16 protein-coding genes are annotated in these 17,367 nt (G+C 71.3%); 9 read left to right on the top strand and 7 right to left on the bottom strand.

Going from position 1 to position 17,367, the window contains the following annotated elements; genetic code table 11:
- Positions 1–14: 14 nt before the first annotated feature.
- The 3 genes from ACFY0P_RS07245 to ACFY0P_RS07235 all read right to left on the bottom strand — a co-directional run bounded on the left by ACFY0P_RS07245 (position 15) and on the right by ACFY0P_RS07235 (position 6,068).
- A complete protein-coding gene (locus ACFY0P_RS07245) occupies positions 15–2,867 on the bottom strand; it encodes an AAA family ATPase (protein ID WP_388908276.1) in 2,853 nt (950 codons plus the stop codon).
- A gap of 85 nt (positions 2,868–2,952) precedes the next feature.
- The gene (locus tag ACFY0P_RS07240; RefSeq protein WP_388908848.1) at positions 2,953–3,324 is read right to left on the bottom strand and encodes a cupin domain-containing protein; all 372 of its coding nucleotides are present in this window, start codon (positions 3,322–3,324) and stop codon (positions 2,953–2,955) included.
- Between the two features lie 182 nt (positions 3,325–3,506).
- Positions 3,507–6,068 carry a SpoIIE family protein phosphatase gene (locus ACFY0P_RS07235; RefSeq protein WP_388908274.1) on the bottom strand — a complete coding sequence of 854 codons (2,562 nt, stop codon included), beginning with the start codon at positions 6,066–6,068 and terminating at the stop codon, positions 3,507–3,509.
- Positions 6,069–6,738: 670 nt separating this feature from the next.
- Here ACFY0P_RS07235 and ACFY0P_RS07230 point away from each other — a divergent pair.
- A complete protein-coding gene (locus ACFY0P_RS07230) occupies positions 6,739–6,888 on the top strand; it encodes a hypothetical protein (protein ID WP_388908272.1) in 150 nt (49 codons plus the stop codon).
- Positions 6,889–6,907: 19 nt separating this feature from the next.
- On the opposite strand, the gene ACFY0P_RS07225 is transcribed toward ACFY0P_RS07230, so the two are convergent.
- From ACFY0P_RS07225 to ACFY0P_RS07210, 4 genes are all read right to left on the bottom strand, one after another.
- Entirely contained in the window at positions 6,908–7,843 is a 936-nt protein-coding gene (locus ACFY0P_RS07225) for an RNA polymerase sigma-70 factor (protein WP_388908271.1), read from the bottom strand.
- A gap of 757 nt (positions 7,844–8,600) precedes the next feature.
- A complete protein-coding gene (locus ACFY0P_RS07220) occupies positions 8,601–8,942 on the bottom strand; it encodes a hypothetical protein (RefSeq protein ID WP_388908270.1) in 342 nt (113 codons plus the stop codon).
- A gap of 14 nt (positions 8,943–8,956) precedes the next feature.
- Positions 8,957–10,312 carry an NAD(P)/FAD-dependent oxidoreductase gene (locus ACFY0P_RS07215; RefSeq protein ID WP_388908269.1) on the bottom strand — a complete coding sequence of 452 codons (1,356 nt, stop codon included), beginning with the start codon at positions 10,310–10,312 and terminating at the stop codon, positions 8,957–8,959.
- 67 nt (positions 10,313–10,379) lie between these two features.
- Positions 10,380–10,865: a hypothetical protein gene (locus ACFY0P_RS07210; RefSeq protein ID WP_388908877.1), complete on the bottom strand. Its 486-nt coding sequence runs from the start codon at positions 10,863–10,865 to the stop codon at positions 10,380–10,382.
- Between ACFY0P_RS07210 and ACFY0P_RS07205 the strand changes: the two genes are divergently transcribed.
- The 8 genes from ACFY0P_RS07205 to ACFY0P_RS07170 all read left to right on the top strand — a co-directional run bounded on the left by ACFY0P_RS07205 (position 10,839) and on the right by ACFY0P_RS07170 (position 17,360).
- Positions 10,839–11,192, top strand: a complete 354-nt coding sequence (locus ACFY0P_RS07205) for a MarR family winged helix-turn-helix transcriptional regulator (protein ID WP_388908846.1) — start codon at positions 10,839–10,841, stop codon at positions 11,190–11,192. The genes ACFY0P_RS07210 and ACFY0P_RS07205 overlap by 27 nt on opposite strands.
- A gap of 63 nt (positions 11,193–11,255) precedes the next feature.
- Complete coding sequence (locus ACFY0P_RS07200) at positions 11,256–11,864, top strand: flavin reductase family protein (protein ID WP_388908267.1); 609 nt, start codon at positions 11,256–11,258, stop codon at positions 11,862–11,864.
- Between the two features lie 146 nt (positions 11,865–12,010).
- The gene (locus tag ACFY0P_RS07195) at positions 12,011–12,442 is read left to right on the top strand and encodes a GntR family transcriptional regulator (RefSeq protein WP_388908266.1); all 432 of its coding nucleotides are present in this window, start codon (positions 12,011–12,013) and stop codon (positions 12,440–12,442) included.
- A complete protein-coding gene (locus ACFY0P_RS07190; RefSeq protein ID WP_388908264.1) occupies positions 12,439–13,353 on the top strand; it encodes an ATP-binding cassette domain-containing protein in 915 nt (304 codons plus the stop codon). Before ACFY0P_RS07195 ends, ACFY0P_RS07190 begins: the two co-directional genes overlap by 4 nt.
- On the top strand, positions 13,350–14,306 hold the full coding sequence (locus tag ACFY0P_RS07185) for a transporter (RefSeq protein WP_388908262.1): 957 nt from the start codon (positions 13,350–13,352) through the stop codon (positions 14,304–14,306). The genes ACFY0P_RS07190 and ACFY0P_RS07185 overlap by 4 nt, the downstream gene beginning before the upstream one ends.
- A 188-nt stretch (positions 14,307–14,494) precedes the next feature.
- Positions 14,495–15,631, top strand: coding sequence for an acyltransferase family protein (locus ACFY0P_RS07180; protein ID WP_388908260.1), 1,137 nt, complete (start codon positions 14,495–14,497; stop codon positions 15,629–15,631).
- A gap of 30 nt (positions 15,632–15,661) precedes the next feature.
- A complete protein-coding gene (locus ACFY0P_RS07175) occupies positions 15,662–16,441 on the top strand; it encodes a polysaccharide deacetylase family protein (RefSeq protein WP_388908258.1) in 780 nt (259 codons plus the stop codon).
- A gap of 115 nt (positions 16,442–16,556) precedes the next feature.
- Positions 16,557–17,360 carry an SDR family NAD(P)-dependent oxidoreductase gene (locus ACFY0P_RS07170; RefSeq protein ID WP_388908256.1) on the top strand — a complete coding sequence of 268 codons (804 nt, stop codon included), beginning with the start codon at positions 16,557–16,559 and terminating at the stop codon, positions 17,358–17,360.
- Positions 17,361–17,367: the final 7 nt, after the last annotated feature.

Below are 17,367 nucleotides of genomic sequence, written 5' to 3'. Positions count from 1 at the left end.
AACCGGGGCACCGCTCATCCGGTCCCGTCGGCGACATCGCCCCGTTCGACGGCCAGCCGGGTCAGTTCGACACGGATGTTGATGTCGAGCTTGGTGAAGATGTGTCTCATGTGGGTGTTGACGGTGTGCACGGACACGTGGAGCCGGTCGGCGATCGCCCGGTTGGTGAGCCCGGCCACGACGAGCGGGATCAGTTTCCGCTCGGATTCGGTCAGACTCCCCCACCCCGGGGAGCCGACCGTGTCGAGCCGGGGGGCGCCCGCGCGCACGCCCAGCTGCCGTAGCCGCCGCCTCAGCCGTTCGCCGTCGCCCCGGGCACCCGAGGCCGACACCAGCTCACCCGCTTCTTCGAAGTACGCGATCGCCTGCGCCGTCTCGGCCGAGGCGGCCATGAGCTCGCCGAGGTCCTCGCACGCCGCGGCCAGAGCCAGTCGCCTGCCAGTGCTCCGGTAGCCGGCGACGGCGGACATGAGGGCACGCGGGTCGCTGTTGAGCAGGCCGTCCGCATGGGCACGGACGGCCGCGCCGATCCGCTGACTGTCGTCCCGCGCGGTCAGGGTGCCCAGTGCGCCGGACACGGCCTGCGCGACCGACGGCTCGGCGCCGCGCAGCGCGATACGCACGATCGAGGGCCAGTGGGACGGCGGAAGGGTGAGCAGCCGCGTCGGCTCGCTGTCCTCGAAGCTGCCCGTGAGTGCCGCCGCCGCTGCCTGGTGCCTGCCCTCCGCGTCCGCCAGGCAGGCGCGCGCGAGTGACACCCACAGGGCGTACCGCCGCGCGTTCGTGCCGGAACCGGCTTCGGCCGCGCGGAGCTGGTCCCTCGCCCCGGCGAGGTCACCGCGCCTGGTCGCCACCAGTGCCAGCACGGCGCGGGCCTGCGGATTCGGCTGGGTGATCTCGAGTTCGTCCGCCACGGCCAGGCCGGCCTCGGCCTCCACGGCCGCGTGGTCCAGCGCGCCCTGTTCGAGCAGGGCGCAGGCACGCCGGGCATGCCAGTGCGGCAGTGACCAGCCGAGGCCCAGCGCCTCCGCTTCGCGCCGGCCCTCACGCAGCACCCGCTCGGTGTCCCCGAGCCGGTCTGTGCTGGTCAGTACCGTGGCCAGCCACAGCGCCGGAATTCTTGGGGGCCGCAGGTAGGGCACGGTGGGCTCGGCGTAGGCGCGGGCGGTGGCGGCCTCGGCGAGCTCCAGCGCTCGGCCGAGGCGGCCACGGTAGAAGGACGTCTGCGACTGGAACACCATGACGCTGACGACGACGGCTGGATCGTGGCTCCGGTAGGCGTCCGCGACCAGGCCGGTGTCCGTCTGCTCGGCGGCGGTGATGTTCCCGAGGTACACGTGGCCCGTCCCCTGGGTCTTCAGCAGCAGGACCCGCAGGTCGTGCGGCAGCGCAGGGAGGTCCAGGGCCTGCTGCAGATGGGTCATGGCCGCGTCGTCGTCGCCCGCGGCCTGGTGAATCTCGGCGGCCACCAGGCGCAGGTTCGCCTCCTGCGGCGGCTCCAGACCGTCCGACAGGGTCGCGTCGACCAGGTCGAGCGCCTCGTGAACCCGGCGGGTCCGGCCGAGGTACTCGGCGGCGTCGGTCAGCAGTCCCACGCGGCGCCGGTCACGCAGGGGCAGCAGGCCGGCGATCCGCTGGGCCAGGTCCGCGGCCGCGTCGGGGGCCGTCGACGACAGTTCCCGTACGGCGGTGTGCAGCATGGTCACGGCGTCGTCGTCGAGCGGGCCGCCCGCCATGACGACATGCCAGGCCACCTCCGCCGACCGTGCCCCGTCGGCGCGCAGGCTCTCGGCGGCCTCCCGGTGCAGCGCGGTCCGCACGGCCGGCGGCAGGTTCTCGTGGACGGCCTGGCGCAGGAGGTCGTGGCGGAAGGCGAGCCGCGGGCCGTCCGCCGAGAGCAGATCGCTGTTCAGGGCGGCTTCCACGCCGGACAGCAGGCTGCCGACCTGCCTCCCGAGCATGCGGGCCGCCGTGCCGAGGTCGAATTCGCGGCCGAGGACGGAGCCGATCTGGAGGAGACGTGCGGCGTCCTCCGGGAGCTGGTGCAGACGCGCGGCGACACCCTGCCGGAAGCCGACGGGTATGTCGCGGTACAGGCGGCCTGCCGCGCCCGTCCCTGCTGCGACGGCCTCCGTGCCGGGGAAAGAGCGCACCAGTTCGATCGCCAGGAACGGGTTGCCCGCGACGCCTCGCAGCATCCTGGCCAGACCGGGTGAGGGTTCCGCCCCGAGCACGTCGGCCGCGATGTGCTCCAGTTCCCGCTGGGGCAGCGGGCCGAGGGTCAGCCAGCGGGCGCCGAGGCGTTCGAGGTCCTCCCGCACCCTGGCCACGGTCGGGCGCTCGGTCTCCGACCGTACCGCCAGCACCCACAGGATCCGCGAGGTGGCCAGTCGTCCGGGCAGCGTGCGCAGCGCGAAGAGCGTGGCCGGATCCGACCATTGTGCGTCGTCCACGAGCACGAGTACCGGCGCGCGCTGAGCCCGGTCCTCCAGCGTGTCCGCAATGCTGTCCAGCAACCGGAGTCGCTGGTCGTCCAGGCCCGCGGCGGCTCGGGCGGAACCGTCGTGGGCGTGCAGGACGGACTGCAGGGCGGCTCCTGCCGCATATTGATCGAACTCGTCGGCCCGTACGGAGACCACGTCGAACCCGCACCGCCGCGCGCGCCCGTCCAGATCCGCGAGGAGCCGGCTCTTGCCGACGCCGGGCGCGCCTTCCACGACGACGCAGGCGCCTCGTCCGCCACGCACCGCCACCAGAGCCTCGCGGACGGCCGCGATCTCACGGTCCCGTCCTCGGAGGCGCAGCCCGGTCCCGGCCTGGTCTTCGCGCCCGGGGTCCAGGTGGCCCGTGGGGTCTGTGCTGCGCATGGGGCAAGCATGCCGCAGGCCATATGTGCCCTCAACGCCGGTCCCCCTGCCATGTCGGCTGGGACCCTCCTTGCGAGCCGGCGGATCACTCGCTGGGGCGTGGGGCGCGCAAGTGGGCCCGTTTCTCCAGTTCCTCGTCGTCGACCAGGGTGAGCATCGGCTGGCCCGGCGCGCACATCATGAACACGATGTACTTGGCCGGCACCTCCGACGAGGCGTTGCCGTTCTGGTAGTGGATCACCTCACCGCCCGGCTCCCAGAACGTCTCGCCGGCCTTGATCACACGTTCCGGCTCGCCTTCGAGCTCCCACCGGACCGCACCTTCCAGGACGTAGCCGAAACACGGCCCCGAGTGACGGTGCGGAGGGGTCCCGGGGTCACCGGGCGGCCACTCGACGAGAACGGTCATGCCCGAAGCGCCCTCGGGAACGAAGGGCGGTTTGACGTCCGCCAGCATCCTGGGGCCGAACGCCGACCCGTTGTCCTGTCCGGCGGTCTCGGCCGCCGGGTCCTCTGCCGACACTGCTGCACCTCCGTAGGGCTGCCCGGAGCGGATGGTCCGGCACTGCTGCTCCAGGAACCACCCTGCATCCGGACGGCGGCCCCCACAAACCAGGAGCGCGCGGCATCCCGAACCCACTACCAGGGCAAGGGCCCGCATCCCGCGACGACACCGGAGTCCGCGGCCGTCGCGGAGACGAGGACGGGTCGTTCCGCGGGCACGGGCGGAACCCCGGGGGCCGGTGGGTGTGACGATGCGGGGGCCAGATCCTCCTCGGCCCACACCACTTTGCCGCCCGGCACGGTGCGGAAGCCCCATCTGCGCGACAACTGGGCGACCAGGAAGAGGCCGCGGCCGTTCTCGTCATGGGTGCATGCGCTGCGCAGACGTGGGGCGCAGGCGCTCGCGTCGAACACCTCGCAGGTCAGGACCTGGTGCCGGATCAGGCGCAGGGTGATCTGGCCGCTGCCGTGGCGGACGGCGTTGGTGACCAGTTCACTGACGATCAGCTTCGTGGCGTCCGCGAGGCCTCCCAGGCCCCATTCGGTCAGCTGACGGGCCGCCATGTGCCGGGCACTGCGGGCAGCGGTCTGGTCGCTGGGCAGCATCCAGGTGGCCACCTGGGTGGGGCTGAGCGTACGGGTCCGGACGAGGAGCAGCGTGGCGTCGTCGCAGGGTGCCTGCCCCGGGACGGTCTCCATCGCGTGGCCGCAGAGTTCTTCCAGGGGACGGTCCGGTTGGGCGAGGGCGCTGCCGAGGCGGTGCATCCCCACGTCGATGTCGTGGTCGCGGGTCTCGATGAGGCCGTCGGTGTACAGGCCGAGGAGACTTCCCTCGGGCAGCTCCAGCTCTGCGGCCTCGAAGGGGACGCCCAGCCCCATGCCCAGCGGGGTTCCGGTGGGCAGGTCGGGGAAGGCGACCCGCCCCTGCGGGTCGATGATCGCGGGTGGCGGGTGCCCGGCCCGCGCCATGGCGCACCGGCGGGTGACCGGGTCGTACACCGCGTACAGGCAGGTGGCGCCCACCGCCGGGGAGTACTGCTCCGGAGCGTCGGCTTCCTCCTCGGCCAGCCGCTGGACCGTGTCGTCGAGGTGGGTCAGCAGTTCGTCAGGGGGCAGCTCCATGTCGGCGAGGGTGCGTACGGCGGTGCGGAGCCGGCCCATGGTCGCGGCGGCGTTGATCCCGTGTCCGACCACATCGCCGACGACGAGCGCCACCCGCGCGCCGGACAGCGGGATCACGTCGAACCAGTCGCCCCCGACGCCGTGGTCCATGTCGGCGGGGAGGTAACGGGACGCCGTCTCGACCGCCGCGCCGCCCTTCAGGCGGTGCGGGAGCAGGTTCCGCTGGAGGGCAAGGGCGGCGGTGTGCTCGCGGGCGTACTGGCGCGCGTTGTCCAGCGCCAGCGCGGCGCGGCTGACGAGTTCCTCGGCGAGGAGCACGTCGACCTCCTGGAACGGCCCCGGGTCCGAGGTGCGGATGAACAGCACCATGCCCAGCAGGACGCGCCGCGCACGGATGGGTATGAGCATCAGGGAGTGAATGCCGTTCTCGTGGATCGTCTGCGCCCGCGCCGGGTCCTGGTCGATCCAGGTGCCCGGGGCGGTGTCCAGGACCGGCTCCAGGTGGGGCATCCCGGTGCGCAGGACGTCGGTGAAGGGTGAGGCGGGCGGCCACGGGACGACCTCGCCGTGCGCCCACGGGGACTCCGGGACCCCGTGGTGGATCGACGCCAGACCGGCGCGCCGGAAAACAGGGGGGCGCTCGCCCGTGGAGCCGATGTGGACCGGGGGCCCTTCGCCGAACGGGACCGACTGTTCGAGGTCGACGGCGACGTAGTCGGCGAGCAGCGGCACGGCCAGGTCGGCCAGTTCCTGGCTGGTCCGCATCACGTCCAGGCTGCTGCCGAGGCGGGTACTGCCCTCGCTGAGGATGGCCAGGCGATCGCGCGCCCGCCGGCTCTCGGTGAGGTCGACGCTGATGACGCACACACCCAGCACCTGCCCGTCGGCGTCCTGGAGGCAGAAGACCGAGGCGGCGTACGTGTGCTCCCGGTGCGGGCTCGACGGCAGCCACGTGCGATGGTCCTGGACCTTCGCGGACCCGCCCCGCATCACCTCTCGCATCGCCGACTCGAGTGCCTCGGCGTCGGCCCCCGGCCGTACGTCGGTGAATCGCCGTCCGAGCCGCCGGTCGCGGGAAATGCCGTCGTGGCTCTCCATCGTGTCGTTCACCCAGGTGCACCGCAGTTGCGGGTCCCGCACGACGATCCCCATGGGGACGCGGGCGAGCAGCGACTCCCGCACCAGTCCGTTCGTCGCTTCCCCGGAGGCCTCGCCGATGCCGGTCACGGAGACGAGCCACCGGACCGTCTGGCCGTGCCCCGACAGCATCGAGACCCGCAGGCTCACGTCGAGCCCGTGCCCGTCTCTGTGCCGTACCGTCGTCGTGCCCGACCAGCCTCGCTGGGCACGGCACCGGTCGACGAACTCCGCCGTCGTCGGCGCTTCCTCGGAGTGCGGCAGGACGGCCGAGGCCGACCGGCCCACGACGTCGCCGGCGGAGTACCCGACCAGCCGCTCGGCGGCCCGCGTCCATCCGACCACCGTCCCCTGCTCGTCGAGCATCGCGATCGCCGACTCCGAGGGCTCGCGGATGTTCGGCTGCCTACGGGGTGCCGCTCTGTCTGTGCTGATCATCGAATCGTCGTCCTCGGATGGGTGGCGGCGAGGCAGGCACCTGCGGCACGCCGTGCTGCGGCGCCGTTCTCGATTCCGGTCTCGGACAGGAGCGCGATTGCGCCCCTGCTTGTCCCTTTTCAGGCCATTGACCGGATGACGCGTTGCTCTGTGACACGGGCCACTGCCGCGACGGCGGAGCCGGCCGGCTCTCCCGCGCGGGGCCGGCCGGTACGGACGTACGGTGCTGGTATGTGCGCCATGCGGGAAGACGGCGCGGGTACCGCTCGCCTCCGGCTCGGCTCGCCGGGCGGAGCTGGACCGGCTGCTGGAGTTCGCCATGCACGACACGGGGGTGTCCGCGCGTGCAGTCTTCCTGCCGGCGCGACGGGCGGACGCTGCGGCCGGAGGTGACCGCGGGGCTGCGGGCGGAGTACCTGACGCCCTGGTCCCGGGTGGCCCTGTCGAGCCCTGTCGCGGTGGCGGAGGCGCTGCGCCTGCGACGGCTGGTCTGGCTGAGCGAGCCCGAGGAGTTCGCCCGGCGCTGTCCGCGTACGGCGATCGCACTTCCCTACCACTGCGCGGCGGCCGCGGCACCGATCGTCACCGGCACCACAGCCTGGGGCGCGCTGCTGCCCCTGTGGTCCCGGTCCGACACCGCCGGGGCCGCCGGTTCGGGACCCGACCGGGTTTGCCGCCGCCTGTCGCCGCCCGTTGCGGTTCCTGCGCGACATCGCCGACACCGGCCGGCGCGATCACGGCGGTCGCCGCCGAGCTCGGCGTCCCCGCCTCCGTCACCGCGGCCGAGATGTACCGCACCGCGACGGTCGAGCCCGGCTGAGGCAACCGGGGAGTGCGGCTCAGCCGCCGACCGGCGCAAGACCGGGAGCAGGTGCGTGGCGTGCGCCGGAGTCCAGAAACGCGGCGATCTTGCTGGGACTGAACACCCACATCACCTGGTGGATGCCTTCCCCGGAAGCAGCGATCGTCAGGATCGTGGTGGGGGAACCGTCGCGGCAGATCATCACGCCCGTACGGCCGTTGGCCTGGACCGGTCGCAGCTCCGTCCCCTGCCAGAACCGCCGCGTGGCGGTGGCCAGGTTGGCGACCCGCGCACGGCCCACCACAGGTACCCGGGCGGCCCCGCGGAGGCCGTTGCCGTCGGACAGGCTGACGACGTCAGGGGCGAGGACGGCTTCCAGCGAGGCCACATCGCCGGTGCGAGCCGCTGCGACGAAGGCGTCCAGCAGGCGTCGGTGCTCCACCGCGTCCACACTCGCGCGCGGCTCGCCCGCCAGGCGCTTGCGCGAACGGCTCACGATCTGGCGGACGTTGACGACGCTGAGCTGCAGGATCTCGGCGATCTCCGGGTAGGAGTAGTCGAACGCCTCGCGCAGAACGTACGCGGCCCGCTCGGTGGGGCTCAGCTTCTCCAGCACGAGCAACAGGGCCAGCTCCAGAGCCTCCGCCCGCTGCGCGCCCACCTCGGGATCACAACCGGTGTCGACGGGCTCGGGCAACCAGGGCCCGATGTAGGTCTCCCGGCGCACCCGCGCCGACTGCGCCACGTTGATGGCCAGGCGGGTCGTCGCGCTGGACAGGAAGGCCACGGGGCTCACCACCACGGAGCGGTCGGTCTTCTGCCAACGCAGCCACACCTCCTGGACCACGTCCTCGGCCTCGGCCACACTGCCGAGCACACGGTAGGCGATCCCGAAGAGTCGGGCCCGGTACTGCACAAAGGCGGAGACGGCCTCGTCAAGGTCACTCGTCGCAGGGGACGACTCGAGATACATGGTCCTGTGGTCCTCGTTTCTCCGGATGCGACAGTCGCGTGGCGGGATCACATCGCTACCGCGGGCAGGCGGACGGCTTCGACAAGCCGTCCCGCGACGTGCTCGGCACGGCCGGGGTGTTGCCGGGCATGAGGGTCCCCTTGGCTCGTTCGGGTGGTACGGGAAAAGCGGCAACTGAAAGTCACGACTGGTCCAATCGCAGCTGAACCAGAGATCCGGATCGGCCCCGCTCCGCCGGCAGAACCGACCCGGGGGAATGCCGTGGGCTGTTACCGGAGCAACGGCGGCCGGGCAGAGACATCGTGGTCTCGCGGCCCGCCCCTCGGCCCACATCAGGACTCTGTTCAGGTAGTGAATGCATTCTTCGCCAACAAGGCCAGACTGGGTCATGACGATGTCCGGACGCATCGCAAGATCGAGTGATTCGGCCGGCACCGGGACGGGCGGTGGATGGCGCGGCCCGCCGGCACCGCCTTCCGTCCGACTTGTCGAACCATTGACCAGCGAGGATCGGAAAACGTGACCAGGTGCGCGACACACCACGAGCGGCGGTCACGCCAGGGCGCCGGCACCGCGTCAGTGCCCGCCCGAGCAGCCGCAGCGGCTCAGTGCACTCCCGGGGCGCATCGCATGATCTGGTGATTCGCCCCGGCTGCACACTGCGGAAGCATCAACGCCGTTCGCGGCACTCTCGATCGCCTTGCCGGCGCCTCTCGTGTCCAGCGGGCCGGGCGAGGTCTCTGCCGCGCCGGGCAGTTCAGCTCAACGACTTCAGGAGCACGGCGAAACACAAGGCCATGGCCACGCTGATGAGGATCATCGCGGTGAGCGTGCCGCGCAGCCAGCGCGTGACGCGGGCACGGTGGAGCTGCTGCACCTCGCTGACGTGCGCCGTGATGTGTTCCGTCACCATGCGGGCGACATATGTCTGTTCCTCGAGGTACCAGCTCTCGATGTCCACCTTCTGCTCCCGGGTCAGCCCCGGCACCCGTGTGGTGAAGACCGTGACGCGCTGCCGTGCCGCTTCCAGATGAGCGTGCCGGTACAGGAAGGACTCGATGTCGGTCAGGCCGCGCGCGGCCTCCTTGCCCGTGTTCATGGTGTGCTCCACGGTCATGCGGCCGTGCGGCCACTCGTCGGGCTCTCGCCGGGGCGCTGCGGATCGCCGCTCGTGACGAACGCGTCCCGTGGATGCTGGACGGAAGCGAGGGAGACGAGATCCCGGCCGAAGACCGCAGCCGTGAGCCAGACCGTGAGGACGCGGATCTTGCGTTCCCACGAGGGCACGGCCAGGACGTGATAGCCCCGGTGCATCAGCCAGGCGGGAAGCCCCTTGATGACGATCCTCCTGTACTGGAAGATGCCCCGTCCCAGCCCGAGCGTGGCCACCACCCCCAGACTGCTGTGGCGGTAGTTCTTGATGCGTCCCCCGCGCAGGTCGGCCACGATGTTCTTCGCGAGGCGTCTGCCCTGCCGTACGGCGTGCTGGGCGTTCGGCACCGTGTGTGCTCCCGGCACCGTGGAAGCCAGGTCGGGCACGGCCGCGTCGTCCCCGGCCGCCCATGCGTCCGGGACGGGTTCGCTGCCGGTGCCCACGCGCAGGTCGGGGCGGACCACGAGCAGGCCCCGCTCGTCGATCGGGAGATCCGAGTGGTTGTGCACGACAGGGTTGGAGGCGTTGCCGGCGGTCCACACGACCAGCTCGGAATCGAACTCCTCCCCGTCGGAGAGCACCACACGGCCGCCGGCGAGGGAGCGGATCTGTGTGTTGAGGTGAACGTGCGCGCCACGGCGCTCCAGGGAGCGCACCACCCAGGCGCCCGGCTTGTCCCCCACCTCGGGCAGGATACGGCCCCGGGCCTCGACCAGGTGGAAGGAGAGTTCGTCAGCGCTCAGCTCCGGGTACGACTTGAGCATCGCCGTCGCGAGCGACAGCAGTTCCCCGAAGCCCTCGACTCCGGAGAACCCGCCACCCACGAACGTGACGGTCAGCAGCCGTCGCCGCTCGGCGCCGGGAGGCAGGGACGCCGCCTGGTCGAAGGCGGTCATCAGCCGGTCACGGATGGCCACCGCCTCTTCGACGTGCTTGAGACCGATCGCGTGCTGGGCGAGCCCCGGAATGGGGAAGGTACGGGTCACGGCACCGGCGGTCACGACGAGGGTGTCGTAACGCAGTTCGTATTCCGCTCCGTCCGCGGGCCGTACCGTGATCGTCCGGTCCGCGTGTCGGATCGCGGTCACGGTTCCCGCGATCAGCCGGGCGCGGCGCAGGTGCCGCCGCAGTGACACGGCGGCGTGCCGGGCCTCGACCGATCCGGCCGTGACCTCCGGCAGAAACGGTTGGTACGTCATGTAAGGGCGGGGGTCGACAACCGTGACCCGCGCCTCTGCCGCACTGAGCCTCTTCTCCAGGCCCCAGGCGGCGTAGAAGCCCGCATAGCCGCCACCGACGATCACAATCTCGCGCATCAGACCCTCTGTTCGTTGTTCGTCACCCCTTTGACAAGGCAGGGCCAGAAGGTGTGACACGGCGATCTCACGACCTCGCGGCGCGCACGATCCCGGCCGATGCGGCGATCCGGTCCAGCAGGACCAGCCCTGCCACGCAGAGAAACGATCCAGTCGCCAGCACCACCACGCCGCTGGTCAGTCCGTCGTGGTGGAAACAGGCGATCCCGTCCAGCGCGCGGACGCCGACGCCTGCGGGCATGACCGAGGCGAGCGGCTTCAGCCAGCCGGGCAGGAACTCGGGCGGCAGCACTCCACCGCTGGTGGCGTTCCCCATGACCAGCATGAAGATCGACGCCAGCGGAACTCCGACCGGACCGAAGATGCGGATCAGGAGCACGGTGGCTGCCGCGACGGCCCCCGCCATCAGCGTCACGAGTCCCGCGATGCCCAGGAAGGGGCCGGATATGGCGCCGAAGGCCGTACTCGCGATGAGTGTCGCCGCCAGCCCGCCGACGACCGCGAAAAGCGCCAGGCTGGACACGCGCTGCCCGAAGGACAGGCGCGGTGCCACCTGTCCAGTGCCGAACTCGCCCGCCGCTGCGGGGTCACCGCCCAGCCGATGGGCACGGCGCTGCGCGACCTGGTGGAGCGTGGACTGGTCCAGCGGCGGGCCCACCCCACCCACGGGAAGATCGTGGAGATGTCCGTCACCGCCGCCTGGGTGGAGCTGGCGCTGCGGGGCGAGGGCGCGCTGGAACCGTGCGAGCGGGAAGCCCTCCAGACCTTTCTGCCCGAGGAGCAGGAACAGGTGCGCGCCTACCTCCAGCGCATGCTCGGCACCCTCAACCCACGGGCGCTCGGAGCCGCCGGGCCGCCCGGCGGGACACCCGGCGCTTGAGCCGGCACGACACACCCGACCGGGCTGCGGAAGGCTCAGGAGTGGCGGTCCGATACTCGGTCCATGCGTGTGGAATACGCCCCTGAGGCGATGAGCAGCACGGACTTCTACAGGTTTCTGACATCGGTCGTCATTCCCCGGCCGATCGCGTGGGTCTCCACGATCACCCCCGACGGCCGGACCGAGAACCTGGCCCCGCACTCCTTCTTCAGCATCGCCAGCACCGACCCCCCGATCGTCCAGTTCACCTCGATCGGCCGGAAGGACTCACTGCGGAACGTCGAGGAGACCGGGGAGTTCGTCGTCAACTTCTCGTCCGAACCACTCCTGCAACTGATCAACGCCACGGCCGTCGACTTCCCGCGCGCGGTGAGCGAATTCGACACCGCGGGAATCGAGCGGGAGGCCAGCCGAAGCGTGCGTCCGCCCAGGGTGGCAGCCGCCCATGTGGCTCTGGAGTGCCGTTCGCACACCACCCTGCGCATGGGCAACTGCACCCTGGTCTTCGGGCGGGTGCTCCATGCCGCGGTCGACGAGAACTACCTCGCCGACGGCCGCCCCAGCAGCGAGTTGCTGCGCCCCCTGACCAAGCTCGGCGGCGACGAATGGGGCACTCTCGGCGAGGTGCTGCACCTGAACCGCATTCCGTACGAGGAACCCGGCACCGCCTGATTCCCCTCGTGTCCCACCTGGGCGGCAGGGCCCAGGGGCACCCCGTCCCCGCTCCCGCGCTCACAGGCGTTTGACAGCGCCACCGGACATCCATCATGCTTCCATTAATTCATTAGTACAAGCATGGTGGAACCGAGGAAGACGACGTGATCGACTACCGGATCGACCGCGGCAGCGGCGTACCGGCCTATGTGCAGATCGTCGAGCAGACCGAACGAGCGCTCCGGATGGGCTTCCTCAAGGTCGGGGACAGACTGCCCACGGCCAAGGAGGTGGTGGCGGCGACCGCCATCAACCCCAACACCGTGCTCCGGGCCTACCGCGACCTGGAGCAGGCCGGCCTGGTCGAACTCCGCCGCGGCCTCGGAACCTTCGTGACCCGATCACTCGCCCGGCCCGGCGCTCAGGACGACTCGCCGCTGCGCCGCGACGTCACCGACTGGGTGGCACGCGCCCGGGTCGAAGGCCTGGAGCGGGCCGATGTCCTCGCCATGGTCACAGCGGCCCTGGACGCCCATGACAACGAACACGACAGCCACGCCCCGGGCGACCGGGAACACACGAAGGAGGACGCATGACCGGGCCTGACGCGCCGGCCGCGGTGCGCGCCACGGGACTCGGATTCCGGTACCGAAGGCGGGGCGGCTGGGCCCTGCGGGACTGCGAGTTCACCGTACCCGGCGGTCGTATAGCCGCCCTCGTCGGACGCAACGGCGCCGGCAAGAGCACCCTGCTGCACCTGGCCGGCGGACTCCTGCGAGCCGGCTCCGGGGACCTGCGGGTGCTGGGCACCGCGCCCGGCACCCCCGAGGCCCGCACCCGGGTCGCCCTGCTCACCCAGGACAAGCCGCTGTACCCCCGTTTCACCGTGGCGGACACCCTGCTGATGGGTGAGAAGCTGAACCGGTCGTGGGACCGGACGGCCGCCGCGCGGATCGTCCACGCGGGTGGCATCCCGCTCCACGCCCGCGTCGGCGAACTCTCGCCCGGCCGGCGCACCCGCGTCGCGCTCGCCCTGGCCCTCGGCAAGCGGCCCGAACTCCTGCTGCTCGACGAGCCGTTGGCCGACCTCGATCCCGTGGCACGAGGCGAGATCATGGCGGAGCTGATGGCCGAGGCCGCCGAGCGCGGCACGAGCGTCGTGCTCTCCTCGCACGTCCTGCCCGAACTGGAGGAGACCTGCGACTGGGTGCTGGTGCTGCGCGACGGCCGCGCCGAGTTGAGCGAGGACGCCGAGGCACTGCGCGAGAGCCATGCCGTCCTGACCGGACCCGCCGACCGGGCCGACGCCCTGTCCGCACAGCACACCGTCGTACAGCGCCGTACCGCCGGCAGACAGCTGACCGCCCTGGTACGGCAACGCGGACCACTGCGCGGCGACTGGCACGCGGCCCGGCCCCGGCTGGAGGACATCCTGATCGGCTATCTCCAGGCCGAGGAGGAGCCGGGCCGGCCCGCCGCGGGCGAGCGTTCGGAGGCGGCGGCGTGAAAGGCTCCCTCTGGCTCGCCTGGCGCCAGCAGCGCGTTACGGCCGCTATCGCCGCGGCCGTCCTGCTCCTCGCCGCGGCCCTCGCCGCGTACTACCGCTCGGGCATGCTGGACGCCCTGCACAGCGGGCTGTTCGACCACTGCGCCACCGGGCCCCTGTACTGCACACGGTCCGACACCGGCCTGCCACTGCTGCTTGACGTCGAGCCGCTGAAGTACCTCGGGGCACTGAACATCGTGCTGCCCGTCGTCATCGGCGTCTTCTGGGGCGCCCCGCTGCTGGGCCGCGACCGGGAACTGGGCACACATCGTCTGGTCCTCGCCCAGGGTCTGAGCCGAGGTCAGTGGTTGGCCTCCCGGTTCGCCCTGGCCGCGGTGACCACGGCCGCCCTCTCCGGCCTGCTCGCGGGAGTGTTCGCCTGGTGGTGGCGACCGGCCGCCGACCGCAGCTACGGCCTGTTCTGGTACGACACCACGGCCCTGAGCGGCTCGGGCCCCCGCGTCGTCGCTGCCGCCCTGTTCGGCCTGGCGGCCGGCACACTGCTGGGCCTGCTGGCCCGCCGGGTCCTGGCGGCGATGGGCCTGACCCTGCTGGTGACGGGGATGACGACACTCCTGCTGGAGTGGACGCACTGGACCCGGCTCCTGGTGCCGCCGCACACCTACGTCAGCGCCGGCAGCACCCCCAAGGCGCCGATGGGCGAGAAGTGGTCGACCGGCGACTACGGCCTGATCACGGCCTCCGGCCGCCACGACTCCGTGTTCAACTGCGCCTTCCCGTCAGGCTCCCAGCTCAAGGAATGCATGACGGCACACGGATACGTGGCCCGCTTCTACAAGGCCAACCCGGCCGGTGACTACTGGACCTTCCAGTGGACCGACACCGCGGTCCTCGGCGGCCTGGCCGTCCTGCTCACGGTCGCCACCGTGCTGCTCCTGCGCCGCCGCGTCTGAGTCGTCGCCGTACCGCCTCCCTCACCACTCAGCCCTCATCCGGATTCCCCCGACTCCCCCTGCACGGAGGTCGCTTCGCCATGCCCACCGACGCCAAGTCGCCGAAGAAACTGCTGCCGTACGGCCGGACCGCGCTGTGCGTCAGCCGTTCGCTGCCCACCGTCTGCTGACCCGGACCCGGTTCCGACATGCCGTCCCCCGAACCTCACAGCGGGCCGTCGCGCCTCATAGCGATCGACGGGCTCCGCCTGGTGGCCGCGCTGATGGTCGCCGCGTACCACTTCCTGGGCACGCCCACCCCGCACTTCTGGGGCAGAACCGAGCTCCGGGACTCCGCCCCGCTCCTGCACGGGATCAGCGGCTACGGCTGGCTCGGCGTCGAGTTCTTCTTCCTCATCAGCGGCTTCGTGATCTGCATGAGCTGCTGGGGACGGACCCCGGCGCAGTTCACCGTCTCCCGGATCTCACGGCTCTTCCCGGCCTACTGGTGCGCGGTGCTCCTGGTGGTCCTCCTCGTCCTGGTCTCACGGCTGGGCCGGTGGCCCGCCGCCACCCGCATCGACCCGCGTACAGTGCTGGGGAACCTGACGATGGCCCCGGGGCCCCTGGGACTCGATCCGGTCGACGGAGTCAGCTGGACCCTCTGGGTGGAGGCACGCTTCTACCTGCTGATGGCCGCGCTCCTCGTCCTCGGCCTGACCTACCGGCGGGTCGTCGCCTGCTGCGGAGCCTGGCTCCTGGCCGGTGTCATCGCCCGTGAACTCCACTCACCCCTGCTCGACGAATTCGTCCTGACCCGGTACACCGGTCTGTTCGTCGCCGGGATCGTGCTCTACCTCATGCACAGGTTCGGGCAGAGCCTGCTGCTCTGGCTGCTGCTCGGTTTCGCCTGGTGCTACCAGCTCACCGTGCTCGAACTACGGGTGGCCGACCACGCCGCCGTACCCCCTGGCGAGGGCCGGCCCTCCTGGGCCGTCTGCGCGGTCGTGCTCACTCTCTGCCTCGGGCTGCTGGCCCTCGCCGGCATCGGCCCGCTCGCCGGACTGGGATGGCGTTGGCCGGTCACCGCGGGGGCGCTCACCTACCCCTTCTACCTCGTCCACCAGAGCCTCGGAATCCCGCTGGCCAAGGGCCTGGTCCGGGCGTACCCGGGGCTGGGGCCGCTGCCCGCGACGGCGCTGTCCGTCATCTGCATGCTGGGACTCGCTCTGCTGGTCCACAGGCTGGTGGAGCGTCGGCTCGGACACCGTCTGAGGCGCCGCCTGACGCTCGACATGCGGCCGCGGGACCTCTCCGCGCAGCCCGCCCTCACCCGCACGCGGTAACCCCGCGACTCCACCGAAGAAAGGGCTCGTATGCTCTTCAACACACGTACCAGACGGTCTCGCATACTCATCGCCGTCGCGACAGCGGCCGCCGCCGTCGTGGCCGTCGCCGTCACCCTGGCTCTGACGGTGACGACCTACGATCACACCTCGCCGCGCGCCGCCCGGGCCAAGGCATCGGGATCGGTGAGCGGCGACGTCGACTGCCGCAAGGCGAAGTGCGTGGCCCTCAGCTTCGACGGCGGCCCCAGCCCGACGACTCCCAGGCTGCTGGACATCCTCAAGCAGTGGCATCTGCACGCCACGTTCTTCGTGCAGGGCAGGGGGCACATCTCGAAGTACCCCGAGATCCTGCGCCGCATCGCGGAAGAGGGGGACGAAATCGGCAACCACACCTGGACTCACCCGAGGCTGACGGACCTCGACGAGGCCGACGCCCGTGCGGAGCTGACCCGGACTCAGGACGCCATCGAGAAGATCACCGGCACCAGGCCCGTCCTGATGCGCCCGCCGGAGGGCCGCACCAACCGCAAAGTGGCCAAGGTCTGCCGGGAGCTGGGCCTTGCGCAGGTGCTGTGGAGCGTCACCGCCAAGGACTACGAGACGACCGACTCGGCCCTGATCACCCGGCGGGTGCTCGACCAGACCCACCGCGACGGGATCATCCTGCTGCACGACCTGCACAAGGGGACCGTGCCCGCCGTCCCCGGGATCCTCAAAGCACTCGAGCAGCGCGGCTACACCATCGTCACGGTGTCGCAGCTGCTCGCTCCCGCCGAGCCCCAGCCCGGGATGGTCTACCGGCCCTGAGCCACCTCGAGGGCGGTCCCACCCCTTGTCGCTCTTCCCCGCAGGAACCTAGACTCCGGTAGTGAACTGAAGTTGGTTCAGTTCCGGATCCGCCGCGGGCGGAAGGGAGCGGACGATGGATGGTTCCCTCTTGGACAGGGTCGCCCTCGTCACCGGCGCGGGCCAGGGCATCGGCCGGGCCGTCGCGGTGGAGCTGGCCCGGCAGGGCGCGTCGGCCGTGGCCGTCGCCGACCTCGACGAGACGGCCGCCGGCGAGACCGCCGCGATGGTGCGGGCCGAGGGGGCGAAGGCCGAGGCGATCGGGTGCGATCTGCGGGTGCGCGACGGCATCGAGGCCATGGTGGGACGGTGCGTTGGGCGCTTCGGCGGCCTCGACGTGCTGGTCAACAACGCCGGAGTGATCGACACCGCGTTCACGACCGGCCAGGACCACGGTGTCGCCTCGCTCCCCGAGGAGGTCTGGGACGTCGTCTACGAGGTCAATCTCAAGGCCGTCTGGCTGACGACCAAGTTCGCGGCACCCCATCTGCGGCGTTCCACCCGCGGCCCGGCCATCGTCAACACCGCCTCCGTCTCCGGCCTGGTGGGCTTCCCCAACTGCCCCGCCTACGGCGTCACCAAGGCCGGGGTCATCCACCTGACCAAGGTCACGGCGATCGACCTGGCCCCGGTGCGCTGCAACTGCCTGTGTCCCGGCGTCATCGACACCCGGCTGACACAGGACCACTTCGCCGCGGCCGAGGACCGCGAGGCGACGGAACGGGCGCTGCTGGCTCCGCAGCTGGTGGACCGGCTGGGACGACCGGAGGAAGTGGCCCGGCTCGCCTGCTTCCTGGCCTCGGAGAACGCGGCGTTCATCACGGGCGCCGCCTATGTGATCGACGGCGGCGCGCTGGCCTGGCGCGGCGTCAAGGACTGAGGGAGGA

The organism is Streptomyces sp. NPDC001714 (genome assembly GCF_042892755.1).
Lineage (GTDB): Bacteria > Actinomycetota > Actinomycetes > Streptomycetales > Streptomycetaceae > Streptomyces.
The sequence above is the reverse complement of the archived record's forward strand: the minus strand, read 5'-3'. Positions and strand labels throughout refer to the sequence as shown.